Genomic DNA, 20,522 nt, shown 5'->3' with positions numbered 1-20,522 from the left:
TGTATATATGGTTGTTCTATGAATTCTATCCCCCCTTTGGTAAAGGTGGGGCTATTTCTATTTCACGGAGGTGAAAATTGTTGAAGACACCTTTAATGGACGAGGAAAATGAAAAGGCGAAAAAAGCTAACAAACATCAGGAATTAAAGAATGTTCTTCATAAGAAAATTTTGCAAGAGTTAAAAGAGCAAGAAATTGAGGAAATCATTCCAAAGTTTGACGGAATGACAGTCGAAATAATAAAAGAAGATGAAGAATTACGCGGGCAAATTGATCGGAAAAAAGTAGATGATGAGCTAATCAACGACCTAACTGGTTTCGGACCAATTAATTCCCTCCTTTTAGATGAAGATGTTTCAGAGCTAATGGTGAATGGACCCAACCAAGTTTACTGTGAACGAAAAGGGAAGTTGGTGTTAACGCCAGTTCAATTCCGAGACAATGAACATGTCATGAGTGTAATAGATAAAATCGTTGCCCCACTGGGACGGAGAATAGATGAAAGTTCTCCAATGGTAGATGCCAGGCTTCCGGATGGATCGCGTGTTAATGCAATCATTCCCCCCTTGGCATTAAATGGACCAACTATAACAATCAGGAAATTTTCAAAGGATCCCTACCAGATTGAAGATTTGATTAACTTAGGAACAGTCACAGAGGAAATGGCTATCTTTCTAGATGCTTGTGTGAAAGCACGGTTAAATATGTTTGTCAGCGGAGGAACAGGATCTGGCAAAACAACCACACTCAATGTTTTGTCAAATTTTATCCCAGATGATGAAAAAATCGTAACTATTGAGGATGTAGCCGAGCTTCAATTAGGACAAGAGCATGTGATATCCCTAGAGTCACGTCCGCCCAATATAAAAGGTATAGGAGCCATCTCCATTAGGGATCTTGTCAGGAACTCACTACGGATGAGATCAGACCGCGTTATTATCGGGGAAGTACGTGGAGGAAAAGCGCTTGAAATGCTGCAGGCAATGAATACGGGACATTATGGTTCATTGGCTACAGGGCACTCAAACAGCCCAAGAGATATGATTGCTCGGTTGGAAACAATGGTTCTTATATCTGGTGTAGATTTTCCGATAAAAGCACTACGTGAGCAAATTGCCGGGGCAATTGATGTGATTATACAGCAAACACGTTTAAAAGACGGAACAAGAAAAATTGTCAATATAACTGAGGTACAAGGGATTGAAGGAGAAATTATCGTTCTCCAAGATATCTTCTCTTTTAAACAAGAAGGACTTAACTCAGAAGGGAAAATAATCGGAAGGCTTGTACCTACCGGTGTCCGCCCTAAATTTTATGATCGTCTAGAGGCATCTGGAATTCAAATTCCGTCGTCCGTGTTTATAGAAAATGAGGAGTGGCGGCAATGATTGGACTGCTCCTGATTTTTTTCTTATTAACGGAGATTATATTATTCTGGTCTATCTTTAAGGTGTTGTTTTTATCAGAAAATAAGGTTCAGGATCGAGTGCAGCATTACTTATCAATGAACGATGTAAAAAGAGAATGCCCGGGGAAAAGGAAGCAGAAAATTAGGACCAGCAATCATCCAATTTATTGAAACTTTTAAAAATAGTTAAGGCTGATTCCATTTAATTAGGGTTCAGCCTTTTTTAATTCTTTTTATTTGTTCGGTTCATCTGTTTCTTTTAATATGGTAAGTGTGATTACTATAAATTGAGGTGAAAACATGAAATTTGTAACAGTAGAACGTAATCAAGAAACATTTGTTGGTTTAGTAGACCAAGATGAATCAAAAGTACTTTTATTAAATTCTGCTGAAGAAGCAAGGACAGGGAAGAGAAGTTTTCCTTCTTCAATGCAGGAATGTATCGATTTAGGAGAAAGTTTTATCGAACAAGTCCAAGTTTTGCACGATTGGGTAATTAGTGGTGGGCATGCTGATTCTTTATATGTCTCCTTGGATGAAGCCACCTTGCTAGCTCCTATTCCAAGACCAAACAAGAATATTTTCTGTGTGGGAAAAAATTATGCAGAACATGCGATTGAAATGGGAAGTGAAGCAGATATCCCGGAACATGCAATGGTCTTTACGAAAGCCCCTACAACGGTTATTGGACCGAATGAAACAGTCCTAAACCATCAAGATGTAACAAATCAACTTGATTATGAAGGGGAGCTAGCTGTCGTCATCGGTAAAAAGGGAAGGGCGATAAAAAAAGAGGAGGCCCTCGACTACGTTTTTGGTTATACCATTCTGAATGATGTGACCGCACGAGACTTACAATCAAGACACAAGCAATTTTTCATTGGTAAAAGCTTAGATACTACCTGTCCGATGGGACCATGGATTGTCCATAAAAGTGTGATTGAAAATCCAAACCATTTACATATAGAAACAAGAGTAAATGGGGAAGTAAGACAGAATTCAAATACAAAGAATTTTATTTTTCCAATTGAGGAGGTTATCTCCGTTCTTTCAGCCGGAATGACACTTGAACCAGGAGATATTATAGCGACCGGAACACCTGCTGGAGTAGGAAAAGGGTTTAAGCCTCCTAAATTTCTATCCCCTGGCGATCAGATGGAAGTCACCATTGAAAAGATTGGAACACTGAAAAATACCATTAAGCAATAGGCACTCTTTAAACACCTCAAAATAGTAGGGTAACATATCCATGTTTGTTACTAGATTGATTTACTTTTTTCGTTTTTATTAATGTTTTATGGTATGATAAGGTCGAAATAAATGAATTTCATTCATTAGGAGGTACTGTATTGATTCACGGTCATATCACTGCATGGGTTTTAGCTTTAATTTTATTTTTCGTTGCAATTTCCTTACATAAAAGTGGAAAAGCAAAAGGATTTAAAATTCTACAAATGATCTTACGAGTATTATACTTAGTTATAATAGCAACAGGTGTAGGACTTCTGTTTTCGGTTTACAGAATTGACGTGTGGTATATTTTAAAAGCGGTTGTAGGTCTATGGATAATCGGATTATTTGAAATGATCCTTGGACGTGTGGCTAATAACAGAAGAACTTCTGTATTCTGGATTCAGTTTATCATTGCATGGGTGCTTGTATTATACCTAGGCTTTGCAAAATTACCCATGTCATTTTTACACCCATAATCTTAGCGTTATCTAGTAAAGGCTGTCGAACACTTCGTCAGCCTTTTTATATTTGCAAAAATAATAAACAAAGTGACAACTGCTTAGTTTGGTCTTAATATTGAAATAAGTAGAGAGGAGAGGATTCATATGCTCGTAAAAGTGTTTGCTAATCTCCGGCAAATATGCGGTGGGGTAATAGTAGACGTTCAACCTGATGGTGAACGGGTAATAGATGTACTTGATAAAATGATAGAAATGTTTCCACTATTAAAAGATGAAATCTTTACAACTGAAAAGGAACTGCTTCCATTTGTTCATGTCTATGTAAACGGAAGAAATATCATCCACCTTGATGACCTTCAGACAAAAGTAGAAGAAAAGGATCAATTTGCTCTTTTTCCGCCTGTTGCAGGTGGCTGATATGGTTATCAGAGAATTAGAGTTTCGTGGTATTAGTATTGAACATCTTGGCATGTATTTTGAAGAACTTGGTGCTTTACAGAGAACAGATAGGTTTCCTTACGTCTATGAGGCGGATAACTGGAAGGGACAAATACTTTCGGAAGAGGAAATTTCTTTTACTTCAAGTTTTAAGGTGAATACCGTCCAAGTGCGATTTTGTGCAAAGGACGATCATGCTTTAGATGTGTTAATCAAAAATTACCGCTATAAAACAACCAGAATTGGCGGCTGATTAAGAATAGCGTTAGCGATGTCAAAAACCTACGTATTAAAAGAAAGCTTCTGCATAGGTGCAGAAGCTTTCTTAAAGTAATGTCTTAGACAGGTTGTTTTACTTCAGGATCGATAATTCCTAATTCACGAAGCTTTTCATCTGTTACGAGTCCGTCTTTCCAGCCGCGAACTTGATAATATTCTTCTAACATGATATCCATCCGGCTTACATGGCCCGCACTGTTTCCAGACGCCGGTTCTTCTGTAAAACGTTTTGGAAGGAAGTCATCTTCACGTTTATTAAAGCCTGCAAGATTGTTGTAATAACGTTCAAGATTATAGATTCTTTCCCCAGCCTTCATAACATCCTCAGCTGTTAGTTGAACTCCAGTCATTGCACTGTATTGCTCCGCATAATGCTCTGCGTTTTCTGAAAAGGATGAGAACTTACAAATATTCATAGAATCTGAGAATGCTAGCATATCTTGGAATACTTTTAGTAATTCGCCTTTTCCTTCTGGCTTTAAGCGGTCAGTTGGTTCAGGAATACCAGCAATTTCACTGGCTACAGTGTACCCACGAAGGTGACATGCACCGCGGTTACTTGTAGCGTAACCAAGTCCAATACCTTGAATGCCGCGAGGATCATAGGCAGGGATGGATTGGCCTTTAACAGACATTGATAATTCAGGTGCACCCCAAAGTGCAGTTGCACGTGCAGGCCCTTCAGCAAGTACGCCGCCAAATCCTTCACGGAAGGCGATTTTTTTGGTTAATTCAATCATTGAATCGGCGTCGCCCCAGATTAGTTCCTCGGTAATAATTCCTTTTTCAAAAGCTTCCATTGTAACGGAGAAACAATGTCCAAGTTCAATTGTATCAAGCCCATATTCATTACAGCGGTCGATCATAAATGAAATCGCTTCTGCATCACTTAATAAACAGTTGGAGCCAAGCGACCAAGCGGATTCGAATTCAATGCTCTCTACTCGTGTTTTATACTTCCCATCTTTTACTTCTACTTCAATTTTACAACCAACTGGGCAGGCATGGCAGGTCTTGTTAGCAACACGTAAATTAGTGTTGTAATATTCACCACTGTGTTTCTCTGCTTCATCCCAGTGTGTTAATTGGGAGTTCTTTGTTGGAAGCGCTCCCACTTCATTGATCAAGTTGGTTAATACATTTGTTCCATATACGGATAATCCGCCTTTATTAGGAGCTGTTAAGCCGCCATCAAGGATCGCCTTTACAGCTTTTTTATTGGCATCTTTGTAATCGGTATCTAATTTTGGTTGTGGCATATTGCCTTTTTGAGCGGCTTTGATAACAATTGCTTTTAATTTTTTATAGCCCGCAACAGCAGCTGTACCACCACGGCCTGCAGCACGGTCATGTTCATTAATAAATGCAGCAAAGCGGACGGTGTTTTCACCTGCTTGACCAATCGTCATAACACTTAGGTCCTCTTCACCGTGTTCGTCTTTCATTGCTTGAATAAAGGCTCGTGTGCTAGTTCCCCAAAGGTTTGAAGCGTCACGAAGCTCTGCTTTACCATCTTCAATAAATAGGTATACAGGCTTGTCACTTTTTCCTGAAAAAATAATATTATCCACGCCTGCCCATTTGAGACGCGCTGCAGTCCACCCGCCGATGTGTGAATCCGTTACAGTGCCAGTCAGCGGAGATTTAGTAACAACACAAAGACGTCCGCTCATCGAAGAACGGGAGCCTGTGACAGGGCCTGTCATAATACAAATGATATTTTCTGCAGATAATGGCTCGACTTCAGGGCCGTTATCTAAAACATACTTAACCCCTAGGCCACGACCACCTATGTACTTAACTGCATCATCTTGGTTGATTCCTCTGTAATCAACCACACCATTTGTTAAGTCGACTAATACTTCTTTGTTTTTAAAACCGCCTAGATTCAAAGTGTTTCCCCCTTCTTTCCCATATTAAAAAAATATATACTAATCTCTTATAATATTAGATATTGTTATAAGAGATTCCTACCAAATTATACTAAAACCCAATATTTATTATATCTCTTTTTCAATATTTTTAAAATTAAATTATTTATAAAAGACAATCAAAAATAATTTGGTAAGATAATAGTAATATAACTTTTTCTTTTGCGGTTCATGATTACAGTTTAACTTAGGAAAGAGGTGGATCATGAGTGATTTAGAACGCTATTCAAGACAGATTCTTTTTCAACAGATTGGGGAGTCAGGACAAATAAAATTGCAAAATAGCAAAGTGGCAATTGTCGGAGTTGGTGCACTTGGCACGGTAATCGCAAATCATCTGGTTCGTTCAGGGGTTGGCTATATAAGGTTAATTGATAGGGATTTGGTTGAACTATCAAATTTGCAGCGGCAGACACTTTTTGATGAAGAGGATGCAAAATTACAGCTCCCAAAGGTAATTGCTGCAAAAAAAAGATTAAATCGAATTAATTCTACTGTTACAGTCGATGCAGTAATCGCTGATTTAAACCTAGATAATGCGGAAGAATTATTAACGGATTTTAATTGTATCGTTGATGGCACTGATAATTTTATGACACGTTTTTTAATCAATGATGTGGCCGTAAAGTACGGAATTCCTTGGGTTCATGGTGCTGCTGTTAGTTCAAGAGGCATGTTTGCCTCGATAAAACCCGGAATTACCCCCTGCTACCGCTGTCTCTTTCCACATGTCCCAACTGGGACGGGGGAAACCTGCGATACAGTTGGCGTATTGTCACCATTGACGGATATTATCGGTTCCTTTCAAGTCATGGAAACAATGAAAATATTAATTGATGAAAAGACTACACCTAATCTAGAACAAATTGATATTTGGGATTATACCACCATGCAAATGGATATTTCGGAGGGGAGAAATCCTAATTGTCCGACATGTGTGAATCATCAATTTGATTTTTTAGATCGATCCTCGGAACTTCAGGTGGCCTACACGACACTTTGTGGGCGTAATACAGTCCAAATCAATCCAAGAAATAATTTCGACTTAGATGTAAAAAAGTTGGCTGCGAATCTCAAGAAAAGTGGCAAAGTATCAGGAAATGACTACTTAATCCGTTTTACTCCAGAAGAAGATATTTCTATTGTCGTATTTAAAGATGCACGTGTATTGATCCATGGGACAAATGATGTGGTCCAAGCAAAATTGCTTTATTCAAAATACATCGGGAACTAAATTGGTACCAAAAAAAAGGCGTGGGAGCTGCCCCAGCCTTTTTCTTATGATATCATTTTTTCGATCACTAATCGTTTTCCGGTATTTAATGTAAATTCAAATCGATCATTAACTTTTTCAAAGTAACAAAAGTGGTGCTGGACATTACAAATTTGCTCTTGATTATCGAAAACCAAAAAATTAACTCCATCCTTTCGATTTTCGTCCGATAAGAAGGATAAATGGTTGTAACAATAGATGCAATCGTAAATAGAAAAGTTTAACGAGTTCAAAGTGGTAACGAATTGAAAAAAAGCATCATCATTAATCCCATCTAAAAGCCGCTCAAGAGAATAAATTAAATGTTTCCTAATTCTTACTAAATCATGGTTACGAAGCATCGTTGCTTCGTTTCCAATTCGGACCTTTCCTGTTTCATACAATTTACCTTTCTTCCAACGATTCATTCGGAAGACTTCTATTTCTTGCTGAAGGTAATCATCTAACATTTCAGCTTCTTCTGTTTCCTCATCAAAAAAAATCCATTGTTCATTAATTTGTTCAACAGTTCCTTCTGTATATGCTCTTTCCTGAAAATCGTAAAGTCTCATTCGTTGTTGTCGATTCATTATTAACCTCCGTGCCCAGATGCTATCATATTCTTTTTAGACATCTTCATGAAATTTTATAACTGAAAGATAAAGTATTATCTTTTAAATCATATGAATTGTTGGCTTACTCCATCGACCTCCGCTTTTCTATTCGGACAATTAACCATTTCCCATGGGCTGAATACTATAAAAACATGAATTCATGTACAGCAGTTCTGTTAATGAGGAGTGTGATAGGAAATGTGTGGTATTACAGGCTGGATTAATTTTGATAAATCACTTAAGAACGAGGCGGGTACACTTACCAAAATGACAAAAACACTGGCAAAAAGAGGACCTGATGAGACCAACATCTGGTCTGAGACACATGTCGCTTTTGGCCATAAGAGACTTATTGTTGTCGACCCTGAAGGGGGAAGGCAGCCAATGTCCAAACAAAAAGACGGCTTCGATTACACCATTTGCTACAATGGGGAATTATATAATACAGAAGATATCCGCAAAGTTCTCCATACTAAAGGATATTCATTTAAAGGTCATTCTGATACAGAAGTTCTATTATCTGCCTATATAGAATGGGCGGAAGAGTGTGTAAATTACTTAAATGGGATTTATGCATTTGCCATCTGGGATTGTAAGAAGGAACAGCTCTTTATTGGACGTGACCGCTTAGGGGTTAAACCATTATTTTTCAGAGAACACAAGAAGGGGCTTTTATTTGCTTCTGAAACCAAGGCTATTTTAGCCCATCCAGAAGTGAAAACAGAGATTGATCAAGAGGGGCTTGCTGAGATCTTTGGAATCGGCCCTTCCAGGTCACCGGGTTCTGGTGTTTTTAAAGGGATTAAAGAACTAAGACCAGCCCATGCATTAACATTTTCAAAAAATGGTTTGAAAATTTGGAGATATTGGAATGTAAAAAGTGGTGAACACAAGGATAATGTGGAAGAAACAGCAGAAAAGGTCCGTTATTTAGTCACCGATGCGGTAACAAGGCAGCTTGTATCCGATGTTCCTCTAAGTACCTTTTTATCTGGCGGACTAGATTCTAGCATCATCACGGCCATTGCCGCAAAAGGATTCAAGGACCAAAATAAGGGGCAGTTACACACTTATTCAATCGATTATGAGGGTAATGACAAATTCTTTTCTTCAAATGAATTCCAGCCGGATGCTGATGGGAAATTTATTCAAATGATAACGGATAAATTTAATACAAAGCACCATAACAAAATTATTACTCAAAAGCAATTGGTCAATGATTTGGTGGAAGCTACACATGTCAGAGATCTTCCAGGGATGGCTGATGTGGATTCATCGTTACTGTGGTTTTGTAAGGAAATCAAACAGGATTTTGTTGTCAGCCTTTCAGGGGAATGTGCGGATGAAATTTTTGGGGGTTATCCTTGGTTCCATCGAAAACAAGACTTAGAACGTCCAGGATTTCCGTGGATGAGATCTGTATCTGAAAGACAAAATTTGTTGAAATCGCATTGGCAGGAAAAATTAAAATTAAATGACTATGTTATGGAAAAGTATTATCAAGCGGTCGCCGAAACCCCAAGGCTAGAGGGTGAAAGCGGGGAAGATTCTAAGCGCAGAGAATTATTTTATATAAATATGATTAATTTTATGACGACATTACTTGATCGGAAAGACCGAATGAGCATGGGCGCAAGCCTGGAAGTCAGAGTTCCCTTTGCTGATCACCGTCTTGTCGAATATGTATGGAATATCCCATGGGAGATGAAAATGTATCGAGGCAGGGAAAAAGGGATTCTTAGAAAAGCCTTTGAAGGTATATTACCAGAGGAAGTATTGTACCGGAAAAAAAGCCCTTATCCAAAAACACATAATCCTGCCTATACCATTGCCGTTCAAAAACTGGTGGAAAATATATTACAAGATAAATCCTCAGCATTGCATGAATTTTTTAATAAAGAACAGCTTGAGAGTATCGTCAAGTCTGGTGGAAATTCATTTCAAGAACCTTGGTTTGGGCAGTTGATGACAGGACCACAGTTATTGGCATATCTTGTGCAGCTCCACACATGGTTTAAGGATTACAATATTAACATAGTAAATTAAAAATGAATTTCCGATAAAACGAAGAATTAAAATTTGGAATAAGGACTTGATTAGATTAAAATGGTGTAGGGAAGAGGATATCCTCTTCTTTTTTTAGAGGAGGATATAACTTTATGAAAAAAATTACTTTTATTTTAATGCTATTATTACTAAATTCATCATTTCCTGCAAATGCTGCTGTTGAAAAAGAAGAACGTTTGTGGCAGGATGAATCCGTTTATTCTATCATGGTAGATCGTTTTAACGACGGGGATAGAAAAAATGACATCGATGTTAATGCCAAAGACCCATTAGCATATAACGGCGGTGATATCCAAGGTATTATTGATAAATTGGATTACATCCATGATATGGGATTTACTTCGATTCGACTAACTCCGATAGTTGACAATGTGAAGAATGGCTACCATGGTTTTTGGGTGAATGATTTTTACAAAGTAGACGAGCATTTTGGCACAATTAAGACTTTCCAAACGCTTGTAAAAGAAGCGCATAAGCGAAAGATGAAGGTTATCATGGATTTTGTGACGAATAATGTAGCCGCGGACCATCCATGGTTAAGTGATACTAATAAGCAGGACTGGTTTCATGAAAAAAAGGATACCCTAGCTGGAAATGAAAATCAGAAGGAGCTTGAAATGGGCTGGTCGGAGGGCCTGCCTGACCTTAATCAGGACAACCCTGAAGTAAAAAAATACTTAATTGATGCAGCAAAATGGTGGATTAATAAAACAGACATTGATGGGCTTAGTCTACCAGAAGTAAATTATGTTCCAGTAAGCTTTTGGACAGATTTTTCAACTGAAGTTAAGAAAGAAAACAAGGATTTCTTTCTGTTGGGAGTCATGTCAAAAAATACTTCAACTAATTTGAAAGAGTATGAAAGTGCCGGAATAGATAGTGTAGTTGATTATTCGTATAGCGAAAAGTTAAGAAAAACGTTTGCAGGTACGGATCAATCTTTCAGCACACTTTATTCGGATGCTGATAATGGTCTGAACTCCTTATTAAGGGCAAATTTTATGGATAACGAATATACGTCAAGATTTACGAGTGACATTGTGGCAAAGAAACAATTCCCTGGCTCACGCTGGAAAACAGCATTGGTTTATCTTTACACGACCCCTGGAATCCCCTTCTTTTATTATGGAAGTGAAATTGCTTTAAATGGGGGAGAAATCCCGGATAACCGTGGGCAAATGAGCTTTCGAGCGGAAAAGGACCTAATTGATTATATTACCAAGGTGAGTGAATTAAGAAATCAGCTTCCATCGCTAACAAGAGGGACAATGGAAATGCTCTATGATCAAAAGGGAATGGCAGTTTATAAACGAGTTTATAAAGGTGAAACGTCAATAATTGCAATCAATAATTCGAGTAAATCCAAAAGTGTTACGTTAACAAATAGTCAAATTGAAGGTGGAAAAGAGCTGCGGGGCCTGTTGGCAGGAGATAAAGTTCAAAGTGAAGATAATAAATACATGATCATCCTTGATCGGGATAATTCAGAGGTATATGTTTTAGCTGAGAAAAGTGGCATCAAATTCTCATTAATTGCTAGCTTAGCCGTTGTATACCTGTTGTGTTTCTTATTTCTTTATAAAATAAGGAAACGAAGAAGATAAAATGTCGGGGAAATCCCCGACATTTTTTTTAAAAGATATAAAAGTATAAGTATTTGAACTTAGATAACTGTCTAGCTCCTGCGCCCAGCGTCTAGTGGACCTCGCTCTTTTCCCTACGATAAGTCAACATCGAATCGCTTCGCTCTCCGTGTTTCCTTTATCTCAGTCAAAGCGCTCCAGTCCATACGCCGCTAAACGGGCGCCTCCGCTTTTCTATCCATTGATAATTTCTCCGCCATTTACATGTATCATTTGCCCGCTTACATAGGAGGAGTCAACTGAAGCCAGGAAAACATAGCTTGCGGCCAATTCAAATGGTTGTCCTGCTCTCCCCATTGGGGTAGTTGATCCGAAAGCTGCAACCTGGTCTGCGGGGAAAGTCGATGGAATGAGTGGTGTCCAAATGGGACCTGGAGCCACACCATTAACACGAATCCCTTGAGGTGCAAGAGACATCGCTAAAGAGCGGGTAAAGGAGACAACCGCACCTTTTGTAGCTGAATAGTCCAATAATTGTTCATTCCCCTTGTAAGCAGTAATCGAGGCAGTATTAATGATGGATGCCCCTTGTTTTAAAAAAGGCAGAACCATTTTAGTCATATAAAAAAAGGAGAAAATATTCGTTCGGAACGTTTTTTCCAATTGATCCGAAGTAATTGACAATAAGCTTTTTTGCGGATGTTGTTCCGCTGCATTGTTGACGAGTATATCTAAATGGCCAAACTCAGAATGAATCTTATTGACAGTCTCCTTACAAAAATCTTCATTGCCAATGTCACCCGAATAAAGAAGACATCTTCGACCCTCGGCTTCAATCATTTGTTTAGTTTCTTCTGCATCTTGATGCTCTTCTAAATAGACAATAGCAATGTCTGCCCCTTCTTTGGCAAAATAAATAGCAACTGATTTTCCTATACCACTGTCGCCACCGGTAATAATCGCTGTCTTCCCTGCTAATTTTCCTCCAGGCTTATAATTAGGATCAACTGAAATAGGCCGAGGATCCATTTCACTTTCTATGCCAGGTTGATGGTTCTGATGCTGAGGTGGAAAGATATTCTTTTGTTTATTTTGATTGTTGCTCATTTACTAAAACCTCCAAGTGTTTACTCACAATTAGTTTTAGTTAAATGGGTTAAATTATGAAAAATAAAGATAATAAAAAGCGAAAGGATTTTAAATCCTTCCGCCGTTTTGTTTTACCGATAATTAATAAACTGGACATCTACAGTTAAGTCCGCTTCGCGCACGAGGGAGATTATTTTTTGTAAATCATCGCGGTTTTTACCGCTAACACGAACTTGGTCGTCCTGTACCTGACTTTTTACCTTGACTCCACTATTTTTAATAATTGTATTGATTTTTTTGGCATTTTCTTTATCAATACCTTGAACAAGCTTGGCTCTTTGGCGAACAGTTCCGCCTGATGCTTTTTCGACTTTCCCATAGTCAAGATTTCTAACGGGAACGCTTCGTTTCATCAATTTGCTAAATAAAACATCTTTAAGCTGGTCCATTTTATATTCATCATCTGAAATAAGAACAAGCTCTTCTTTTTCTTTATCAAGTGAGACTTCACTTTTACTGCCTTTAAAATCATAGCGAGTGCCAATTTCCTTCATGGTTTGGGCAATCGCATTTGAAACTTCAGATAAGTCTACTTGAGATACAATATCAAATGAGCTATCTTTTGACATAACAAAACCTCCATTTTATAACGATATGTGAAACCCAGCCTGCTAAAGTTTCCCTTTATGGGTACATTATAGTAAAATATAGCAGTTGTAACAACCGCTTAGGAAAATTCTCCGAAAAAGAAAGAAGGAGTTATATATGTCTTTAAATGAACTTATTGGTCAAACAACCACATTAACAGTCGCCCGTAAAGCATCCTTTGGCTATTTTTTAACAGACGGTAATGAAGATGTTTTGCTGCATATAAATCAAGCCAATCAAGAATTAGAAGAAGAGGATCAGGTTGAGGTGTTTCTTTATGTTGATTCAGAAGGTCGAATCTCTGCATCAACCACTATTCCTGAGGTTGCGATTGGACGATATGCTTGGGTTAAAGTAACGGACATAAATCCCAGAATTGGCGTCTTTATCAATATAGGACTTCCAAAGGATATTTTGTTAGGAATCGATGATTTGCCTGTGCATAAGTCCGTATGGCCGAAGCCAGGAGATTTAGTCTACATAACTTTAAAGCTAAGCAGCAATTACCTTCTTTACGCGAAGCTTGCCAGTGACCAAGTAATTGAATCCATTTCCGTAAAAGCAACAAGAGAAAATTTTAATAAAAATGTGCAGGGACATATTTATCGTACAGCTAAAGTAGGCAGCTGGATCTATACAATAGAAGGGTTCAAAGGGTTCATTCATGAATCACAAAGACCAGAAGAGCCACGGATAGGTGAAAAGGTTGAGGGAAGGATTATTGACGTTAAGGAAGACGGAACGATTAATGTTTCTTTACTAGCAAGGAAAGAGGAATCACAGGATCTAGATGCGGAACGGATATATGAATATCTAATGAGCAGAAATGGAGCCATGCCCTATAACGATAAAAGCATGCCTGAAGATATTAAGGATCGTTTCGATTTGAGCAAAGGTGCCTTCAAGCGGGCACTTGGAAAGCTCATGAAAGAGGGCAGGGTATACCAAGAGGGCAACTGGACATATGTAAAGAAAGATTAATGTGTTTTTACATACTCTTTTCAAATTGACAGAAACTAAAGTGAATCTATTTGAAAGGGGTAAGGATATGCCACACACATCAGACAACGATAAAAAAGCAAAAGACAACAATGCCCTTCGCCATGAAAAGAATATGATGCGCGAAAAAAATCGTCAAGCTGGAAAAAATCAATACTCCAAGCAGACAGACCATAAATAGAAAAATGAGTGAGGTGCGCACCTCACTCATTTTTTTATTATTAAGAAGGCATTTGATTTAAGAAAAAAATGGCGATTGTTCCTGCACCTGTATGTGACCCAACGGCAGAACCAATGGAAGAAATGAATACCTCTTTCGGATGGAATTCTTCTTCAATCAGTGCTTTCATTTCTAATGTAGTTTCTTCACAATCAGCTTGGCTAATCCCAATCACTTGGTCTTTCATATTTGCCCCGCGTTCCTTCATGATTTCGATGATACGGCGCATTACTTTTTTCTTCCCACGTATTTTTTCAATTGGGACAAGTTTTCCGGCTTCTACATTTAAGATGGGCTTAATGTTCAATAATCCCCCCAGGAAAGCAGATGCTTTTGATACTCGGCCACCCTTTGCTAAATAATCTAAATCTTCAACAGTAAAAAGATGTTCCATGTGTTGGCTTCTAAAAACAACATCTTCTAAGATTGTTTCTTTACCGACACCTTTCATGGCGAGTGATGCTGCTTCTTTAACTACAAGACCAGATCCAAGCGATGCACATTTTGTATCGACAATTGTTAATTTAAAATTTGGATATTTTTCCTTCACTTGGTCAAGAATCATAACAGCGGTTGAATATGTACCAGATAATTCTGAAGAAAAAGCTATGTATATCCCATCTTCATCTTTTTCTGCCATTTCGGTAAATACTTCCTCAAACAGAAGTGGGGAGACTTGAGATGTTTTTGGAACAACACCATTACGGATTGCCACATAGACGGTGTTTGGATCAATTGATTTTACATCTTCAAATTCTTTTCCATTAATCTCTACTTTTAAAGGAAATATAGTCACATGATTCTCTTCATAAAAACTTTTTGGTAAATCGCATGCGCTATCAGCTAGTATTCTTACCTGCATGAAGCTCACCTGCTTTCAGGCTAATTTATAGTTTCAGTTTATCGGTTTCACCATAATAATACAATTAGCAATCACGACAAAAGTATTAATGACTGACAATCAAATAAAAAGGGGGAAATTGAAATGATATGGCTTCAGGTGCAAAAACTGGCAGTGGTGGCAGCGGGTTCATTGTTAGGTGCGTTAGCGATGAATTTATTTTTAATACCGGCAAATATTTATTCAAGTGGATTTACTGGAATAGCGCAACTACTTTCAAAGGTGTTAAGTGACTATACTCCTATCCATGTTTCACTAGGGTTCTTATTATTATTGCTGAATATTCCTGTGGCCATTTTAGGCTGGAAAAAGGTAGGGAAATCCTTTACCGTCTATAGCTTTATAAGTGTTGCCCTGTCCTCGTTGTTTTTAATACTAATTCCTATTAAACAAGTTTCGAATGATATCCTTCTAAATGCTGTTTTTGGTGGTGTCATCCAAGCTGTTGGCGTCGGGATTACGTTAAAATGGGGGGCTTCAACAGGCGGAGTGGATATCATTGCAATGGTTTTATCGAGAATGAAAGACAAGCCGATCGGACCCTATATGTTGGTTATAAATGGGGTGATTATTATAACAGCTGGATTTTTGTATGGCTGGGAGAAAGCCCTTTATACACTTGTCACTTTATATACTTCGACAAGAGTGATTGATGCCATTCATACTAGACATGCAAAACTCACTGCAATAATTATTACCAAAAAGGCTGATGGCATGAAAAAAGCGATACAAGAAAAACTTGTAAGAGGAATCACGATTCTACCAGCAAAAGGTGCGTTTTCAAACGAAGCAAGAGAAATGTTGATGGTTGTTATTACCCGCTATGAGCTCTTTGATTTGGAAAGGATCCTTAAGGAAGTGGATCCCAATGCCTTTACAAATATCATTCAAACAACCAATATCTATGGATTTTTTCGCAAGGAATAGAGTTAAAAAGGAAAAGCGGAAGCGCCTTGTTCAGGGGCGACAGGCATAAGACGAGCCGGCTTGAAGGTTGCTTTTTAACCTTCAGGACGGATTGGCTTATGACCCCGAGCCCCTAGGCTCTGTAGCTAGACAAAAAGAAAAGCGGAAGCGCCCTAAGGTGCCTCCGCTTTTCCTTTTAACTCATCTGTTCAAGCTCTTGTTGCATTTGTTGGAGCTGTGCTTGCTCTGCTACAGTCGAATTTGCATAAGCAGAACTTAATGCATTTTTAGCTTTCGCGACAGCAGAATCAAGATCAGCTGGGTCGGCAGACTTCGCCATCTCAACAAATCTTCGTGCTTCTTGGAACAATTGGTTTCCCATGTTATATTCCTCCAAGCGAGGATTCTTGCACATTGGACATCTTCTGAGCTTCCGCTTCAGCGTATGTCATGTGATAAGGAATACGTTCAGCATGCTTACTGACCGTATCTACTCCTTGCTGGACAAAGCGTTTTGATTTGTTTCGTTTACCCATTCGAATCCCTCCAATATGCTCATAGCTCATATTGAAACAGCAACGCTGCCTCAAAAAATAGTATGTACCAAAATGGTAAGGTTCATTTAGGTAAACAATGGCGAAATGGGTGTTAATATTTTATATTTAACAAATCCGCCAAATATTGAGCAACACCATCCTCTTCGTTACTTAAAGTGACGTCATTAGCAATATTTTTCGCTTTGTCGATTGCATTTCCCATGGCAATCCCATGCCCTGCATATTCAAGCATTTCAAGGTCGTTGTCTTCATCGCCAAACGCAATAATTCTATCAGCGGGAATACCATAATAATCAGAAGCCTTTTTTAACCCCACGGCCTTGTTTAAGCCAACCTTTATAATTTCAACTACATGCCATGGAGCGGCCCAACTGCGATGATCGATAACTTCTGCATGGACAGCCGATAAGTGTTCACGAATTATCTTTAATTGATCCTCCTCCGTATGAATTAATAAACTCGTGGGTGAATCATTTAGATAATTTGCCAGGTCTCCCGTAGTGATTTTTGGATTGCCAAAGTTGAAAATATCTAACAGCTTTTCATCATGGTAATGGAAGTAAACATCATCGATCACTTCGGCAATTATATTATGGAAGTGGAAACTTCTGCACGCTTCCACAATTTCCTTTGCAACCTTTATATCAAGAGGTTCATGATAAAATCCCCAGTCAGGTTTTCGAGGGTGATGCATAAATGCTCCATTGAAATTGACAATCGGAGTGTCCAAATCCAATTCCCGATAGTACATCTCACTGGAACGATAAGGCCTTCCTGTTGCAATCATAACGATATGACCTTGTTCTCTTGCTTTTTTAATAATTCCGTGTGTTTTTAATGATATCGTTTTATCATCTTTTAATAATGTCCCATCCAAATCTAATGCAATTAAGTGTCTATCTGTCATAATAACTCCTTCTAATTATAATTTTCATCGCTAATAAAGTGCGTCGCTTTAGGAAAAAATTTATATACATGTTACACTGCAATTATGAATTTAATACTTAGAGGAATTATTAATTCCTATATTTACTATGTTAACAATTTTATATCTAAACTGTAAAAAAATTCACACCAAATGATATAAAAAAACTATATACTTTTTTAAACTAAGTCTCAATCTTGGCATGCTTGATAATTTGCTATAATAGAGTGGGACAAAGATAATGAAGGAGTGGATCAAACATGAATGAAGAACTAAAAGAAAATATCATGGGTGCCTTAGAACTAGTAATCGACCCTGAACTAGGAGTAGATATTGTTAATTTAGGATTAGTATATAATGCTGAAATGGATGAAGAAGGAAACGTAACGATTACCATGACGTTAACTTCAATGGGCTGCCCACTTGCTGGAACAATTGTTGACCAGGTTAAACGGGCATTGGCCGACATTCCGGAAATCAAAGAAGTAGAAGTAAATATTGTTTTTAATCCTCCATGGAATAAAGAAATGATGTCACGTTATGCGAAAATCGCATTAGGAATTCGCTAAGCTTAATTAGAGGCTTTTGAACTCTCAGTAAAATAAGCGTATTTTTTAGAAACAGCAGATTTTCTGCTGTTTTTTTATTTCAAAATAAGAAAGTTGAAAAATTTGAACTTAGATAACTGTCTAGCTCCAGAGCCCAGCGGCTAGTGTACTCCGCCCTTTTCCCTACGATAAGTCAACATCGGATCGCTAACGCTCTCCGTGTTTCCTTTATCTCAGTCAAAGTGCTCCAGTCCATACGCCGCTAACCGGGCGCTTACGCTTTTCTTATTTTTCACGATTCAGACATATCTAGCTTACAGAATGTGAGATAGTTCACTTTTTTCAAATATAAACACCTTTATAATACAGATTAATAAGGCTGTTGGATTTGAATAGCCGTTATTAGGAGGCGTTTTATATGGCTATTAGCCGAGATTTTAATAAAGACCCTTTTATCGTAATATGGGAACTCACTAGAGCTTGTAAATTAAAGTGCCTGCACTGCCGTGCCGATGCACAGTATAAAAGGGATCCACGTGAACTATCTTTTGAAGAAGGAAAAAATCTAATTGATCAAATATATGAAATGAACAATCCGATGCTTGTTTTTACTGGCGGAGACCCGCTGATGAGAGAAGATGTTTTTGATATTGCGAAATATGCAGTCGAAAAAGGCGTACGGGTATCAATGACCCCAAGCGCGACACCAAATGTAACAAAGGAAGCAATTGAAAAAGCAAAAGAAGTTGGTCTTGCTCGCTGGGCATTTAGTATTGATGGTCCTAGGGCTGAGATTCATGACCATTTTAGAGGAACAGCTGGATCATTCGACCTTACCATGGAAAAAATAAAATATTTGCATGAAGTTGGATTACCCATTCAGATTAATACGGTGATTTCCCGTTACAATATTGACTATCTTGATGAAATGGCAAAAATGGTTGAAGATTTAGAATGTGTGTTATGGAGTGTCTTTTTCCTAGTGCCAACAGGAAGAGGTCAACAATCAGATATGATTTCTCCAGTTCAACATGAAAAAGTATTCAGATGGCTATATGATTTAAGTAAGTGCGTATCTTTTGATATCAAAACAACAGAAGCCATGCACTACAGACGTGTTGTGATTCAACAAAAAATGCGCGAAGCGAAGGAAACAACAGATGAGATTGAGTATTTAAGCGCATTAACAGAAAAAGGATTAACAGGCTCTATCGATGGTTTAGGACGAGCACCAAAAGGTGTTAATGATGGTAATGGTTTTGTATTCATCTCCCATATTGGCGATGTATATCCAAGCGGACTATTACCCGTTAAAGCTGGTAATATCCGGGAAAAGCCATTAGCTGAAATTTATCGTGAATCACCAATTTTCCTATCACTAAGAAACCCAGATCTTTTTAAAGGGAAATGTGGTGTCTGTGAATTCCGCCATGTTTGCGGGGGATCAAGGTCTAGAGCTTATGCAATGACTGGAGATTACCTAGAAAGCGAGCCATTCTGCGTTTATATTCCTAAATCATTAAGAGAAAAGCAAGTACAGTAATTAAAACCGATAAAAAAAGGCTGCCTCATATAGTTAGACAGCCTTACGTATATAGATAACTGCAAATAAGTAAAGACCAGCCTATTCGATACTGCAATAAACGGCAGAACAATTTTCACAGTCGATTTCATTTTTTAAGTATTGTAAATCCAATATTGAGATCTTTCCTTTTTTAACTGAAATGATTTTATCTTTCTTTAGTTCACTAAGTATACGGTTTGTACTCTCACGTGATGTACCGCAGAAGTTGGCAAGTTCTTGGTTAGTTAACGGCAGATCTATTAAGATTTCATTATCTTTTTGAATACCATAACTATTCGACATACGGATAAGAGTTGAGAAAAGGGCACCTCGTTTTCCATTTAAAACGAGGTCGCGAAATTTTGTTTGTGTTTTCCGGAAATGATCACTCATCCATTTCATAAATTCAAAAGCAAGCTTACTGTTTTGGAAAATTTGACTTTCGATTATATCCTTTTTTATTGCTACGATTTCTCCTTCTTCAAGAACCATTGCACTTAATAAATATCTGGGGTTATCAGTAAATAGGGTTAATTCCCCGCATATATCATTTTCTCCACAAATTCTTAATGAAAGTTCACGGCCATCTGAAGTAATTTTACTGATTTGAATTTTGCCGGAAATGATAATGTAAAGTTCTTCCGCAAGCATTCCTTCCTGAAATAAAAAGCTTCCTTTTTCACTTTTAAATTTCCGGTCTGCAAATTTAAGCAATTCTTTTATTTCAATTGAATGAGTTGGTTTCATAATTGCTGCCATCAGCTTCACCTCAATGTGTCATATTAACAACCATCTTTTTTCCATAGTGATCAATGTTTAGTTTGTTAGTACCATTTTATCTCATGAGGAACCAATAAGAAGAAGTAAACAATGACAATACAGTGAAAACTAATATGAAA

General features: G+C 37.9%; 23 protein-coding genes. 14 read left to right on the top strand and 9 right to left on the bottom strand.

Annotated elements, in window-relative coordinates; genetic code table 11:
* Nucleotides 1-77 precede the first annotated feature (77 nt).
* The 6 genes from ACSU6B_RS01475 to ACSU6B_RS01450 all read left to right on the top strand — a co-directional run bounded on the left by ACSU6B_RS01475 (nucleotide 78) and on the right by ACSU6B_RS01450 (nucleotide 3,793).
* Nucleotides 78-1,388 (top strand): CpaF family protein, encoded by a 1,311-nt coding sequence (locus tag ACSU6B_RS01475; RefSeq protein ID WP_410882157.1) that lies wholly within the window; start codon nucleotides 78-80, stop codon nucleotides 1,386-1,388.
* Nucleotides 1,385-1,579, top strand: a complete 195-nt coding sequence (locus ACSU6B_RS01470) for a hypothetical protein (protein ID WP_410882155.1) — start codon at nucleotides 1,385-1,387, stop codon at nucleotides 1,577-1,579. The genes ACSU6B_RS01475 and ACSU6B_RS01470 overlap by 4 nt, the downstream gene beginning before the upstream one ends.
* Before the next feature lie 129 nt (nucleotides 1,580-1,708).
* On the top strand, nucleotides 1,709-2,617 hold the full coding sequence (locus tag ACSU6B_RS01465; protein ID WP_410882153.1) for a fumarylacetoacetate hydrolase family protein: 909 nt from the start codon (nucleotides 1,709-1,711) through the stop codon (nucleotides 2,615-2,617).
* A 140-nt stretch (nucleotides 2,618-2,757) separates the two neighbouring features.
* The gene (locus ACSU6B_RS01460) at nucleotides 2,758-3,117 is read left to right on the top strand and encodes a YisL family protein (protein ID WP_410882151.1); all 360 of its coding nucleotides are present in this window, start codon (nucleotides 2,758-2,760) and stop codon (nucleotides 3,115-3,117) included.
* Between the two features lie 129 nt (nucleotides 3,118-3,246).
* Nucleotides 3,247-3,519: a ubiquitin-like small modifier protein 1 gene (locus tag ACSU6B_RS01455; protein WP_410882149.1), complete on the top strand. Its 273-nt coding sequence runs from the start codon at nucleotides 3,247-3,249 to the stop codon at nucleotides 3,517-3,519.
* 1 nt (nucleotide 3,520) lies between these two features.
* Nucleotides 3,521-3,793: a hypothetical protein gene (locus ACSU6B_RS01450; protein ID WP_410882147.1), complete on the top strand. Its 273-nt coding sequence runs from the start codon at nucleotides 3,521-3,523 to the stop codon at nucleotides 3,791-3,793.
* An 85-nt stretch (nucleotides 3,794-3,878) separates the two neighbouring features.
* Here the strand turns inward: ACSU6B_RS01450 and ACSU6B_RS01445 are convergent, their stop codons facing one another.
* Entirely contained in the window at nucleotides 3,879-5,711 is a 1,833-nt protein-coding gene (locus ACSU6B_RS01445) for an aldehyde ferredoxin oxidoreductase family protein (RefSeq protein ID WP_168242464.1), read from the bottom strand.
* 244 nt (nucleotides 5,712-5,955) lie between these two features.
* Between ACSU6B_RS01445 and ACSU6B_RS01440 the strand changes: the two genes are divergently transcribed.
* Complete coding sequence (locus ACSU6B_RS01440; RefSeq protein ID WP_410882145.1) at nucleotides 5,956-6,984, top strand: ThiF family adenylyltransferase; 1,029 nt, start codon at nucleotides 5,956-5,958, stop codon at nucleotides 6,982-6,984.
* A 44-nt stretch (nucleotides 6,985-7,028) separates the two neighbouring features.
* Here the strand turns inward: ACSU6B_RS01440 and ACSU6B_RS01435 are convergent, their stop codons facing one another.
* Complete coding sequence (locus tag ACSU6B_RS01435; protein WP_168242466.1) at nucleotides 7,029-7,592, bottom strand: DUF2777 domain-containing protein; 564 nt, start codon at nucleotides 7,590-7,592, stop codon at nucleotides 7,029-7,031.
* A 222-nt stretch (nucleotides 7,593-7,814) separates the two neighbouring features.
* Here ACSU6B_RS01435 and asnB point away from each other — a divergent pair, with 222 nt between their 5' ends.
* Nucleotides 7,815-9,662: an asparagine synthase (glutamine-hydrolyzing) gene (asnB, locus tag ACSU6B_RS01430; RefSeq protein ID WP_410882143.1), complete on the top strand. Its 1,848-nt coding sequence runs from the start codon at nucleotides 7,815-7,817 to the stop codon at nucleotides 9,660-9,662.
* 113 nt (nucleotides 9,663-9,775) lie between these two features.
* A complete protein-coding gene (locus ACSU6B_RS01425; protein WP_410882141.1) occupies nucleotides 9,776-11,287 on the top strand; it encodes an alpha-amylase family glycosyl hydrolase in 1,512 nt (503 codons plus the stop codon).
* A gap of 213 nt (nucleotides 11,288-11,500) precedes the next feature.
* Here the strand turns inward: ACSU6B_RS01425 and ACSU6B_RS01420 are convergent, their stop codons facing one another.
* A complete protein-coding gene (locus tag ACSU6B_RS01420) occupies nucleotides 11,501-12,373 on the bottom strand; it encodes an SDR family oxidoreductase (RefSeq protein WP_410882139.1) in 873 nt (290 codons plus the stop codon).
* 113 nt (nucleotides 12,374-12,486) lie between these two features.
* Nucleotides 12,487-12,984 carry a YajQ family cyclic di-GMP-binding protein gene (locus ACSU6B_RS01415; RefSeq protein ID WP_088086042.1) on the bottom strand — a complete coding sequence of 166 codons (498 nt, stop codon included), beginning with the start codon at nucleotides 12,982-12,984 and terminating at the stop codon, nucleotides 12,487-12,489.
* Between the two features lie 136 nt (nucleotides 12,985-13,120).
* Between ACSU6B_RS01415 and ACSU6B_RS01410 the strand changes: the two genes are divergently transcribed.
* Together ACSU6B_RS01410 and ACSU6B_RS01405 are read left to right on the top strand one after the other, a co-directional pair.
* Entirely contained in the window at nucleotides 13,121-13,984 is an 864-nt protein-coding gene (locus ACSU6B_RS01410) for a CvfB family protein (protein WP_214999675.1), read from the top strand.
* Between the two features lie 67 nt (nucleotides 13,985-14,051).
* Nucleotides 14,052-14,183 carry a DUF3941 domain-containing protein gene (locus tag ACSU6B_RS01405; protein WP_024028473.1) on the top strand — a complete coding sequence of 44 codons (132 nt, stop codon included), beginning with the start codon at nucleotides 14,052-14,054 and terminating at the stop codon, nucleotides 14,181-14,183.
* 40 nt (nucleotides 14,184-14,223) lie between these two features.
* Here ACSU6B_RS01405 and ACSU6B_RS01400 read toward each other — a convergent pair whose 3' ends face one another.
* On the bottom strand, nucleotides 14,224-15,084 hold the full coding sequence (locus ACSU6B_RS01400; protein WP_410882137.1) for a DegV family protein: 861 nt from the start codon (nucleotides 15,082-15,084) through the stop codon (nucleotides 14,224-14,226).
* 123 nt (nucleotides 15,085-15,207) lie between these two features.
* Here ACSU6B_RS01400 and ACSU6B_RS01395 point away from each other — a divergent pair, with 123 nt between their 5' ends.
* Nucleotides 15,208-16,050, top strand: a complete 843-nt coding sequence (locus ACSU6B_RS01395; RefSeq protein WP_410882135.1) for a YitT family protein — start codon at nucleotides 15,208-15,210, stop codon at nucleotides 16,048-16,050.
* Between the two features lie 175 nt (nucleotides 16,051-16,225).
* Here the strand turns inward: ACSU6B_RS01395 and ACSU6B_RS01390 are convergent, their stop codons facing one another.
* The 3 genes from ACSU6B_RS01390 to ACSU6B_RS01380 all read right to left on the bottom strand — a co-directional run bounded on the left by ACSU6B_RS01390 (nucleotide 16,226) and on the right by ACSU6B_RS01380 (nucleotide 17,493).
* Nucleotides 16,226-16,411, bottom strand: a complete 186-nt coding sequence (locus tag ACSU6B_RS01390) for a DUF3813 domain-containing protein (RefSeq protein WP_214999668.1) — start codon at nucleotides 16,409-16,411, stop codon at nucleotides 16,226-16,228.
* Between the two features lies 1 nt (nucleotide 16,412).
* Nucleotides 16,413-16,565 (bottom strand): hypothetical protein, encoded by a 153-nt coding sequence (locus ACSU6B_RS01385; RefSeq protein WP_168242474.1) that lies wholly within the window; start codon nucleotides 16,563-16,565, stop codon nucleotides 16,413-16,415.
* Nucleotides 16,566-16,677: 112 nt separating this feature from the next.
* Entirely contained in the window at nucleotides 16,678-17,493 is an 816-nt protein-coding gene (locus ACSU6B_RS01380; RefSeq protein WP_410882133.1) for a Cof-type HAD-IIB family hydrolase, read from the bottom strand.
* Nucleotides 17,494-17,771: 278 nt separating this feature from the next.
* Between ACSU6B_RS01380 and ACSU6B_RS01375 the strand changes: the two genes are divergently transcribed.
* Nucleotides 17,772-18,080 (top strand): metal-sulfur cluster assembly factor, encoded by a 309-nt coding sequence (locus ACSU6B_RS01375; RefSeq protein ID WP_088086048.1) that lies wholly within the window; start codon nucleotides 17,772-17,774, stop codon nucleotides 18,078-18,080.
* Nucleotides 18,081-18,477: 397 nt separating this feature from the next.
* Nucleotides 18,478-19,602 carry a TIGR04053 family radical SAM/SPASM domain-containing protein gene (locus ACSU6B_RS01370; protein WP_410882131.1) on the top strand — a complete coding sequence of 375 codons (1,125 nt, stop codon included), beginning with the start codon at nucleotides 18,478-18,480 and terminating at the stop codon, nucleotides 19,600-19,602.
* A gap of 81 nt (nucleotides 19,603-19,683) precedes the next feature.
* On the opposite strand, the gene ACSU6B_RS01365 is transcribed toward ACSU6B_RS01370, so the two are convergent.
* Nucleotides 19,684-20,382 carry a Crp/Fnr family transcriptional regulator gene (locus tag ACSU6B_RS01365; protein WP_410882129.1) on the bottom strand — a complete coding sequence of 233 codons (699 nt, stop codon included), beginning with the start codon at nucleotides 20,380-20,382 and terminating at the stop codon, nucleotides 19,684-19,686.
* Nucleotides 20,383-20,522 lie beyond the last annotated feature (140 nt).

The organism is Neobacillus sp. C211, assembly GCF_051842875.1.
GTDB lineage: Bacteria > Bacillota > Bacilli > Bacillales > Cytobacillaceae > Neobacillus.
The sequence above is the reverse complement of the archived record's forward strand: the minus strand, read 5'-3'. Positions and strand labels throughout refer to the sequence as shown.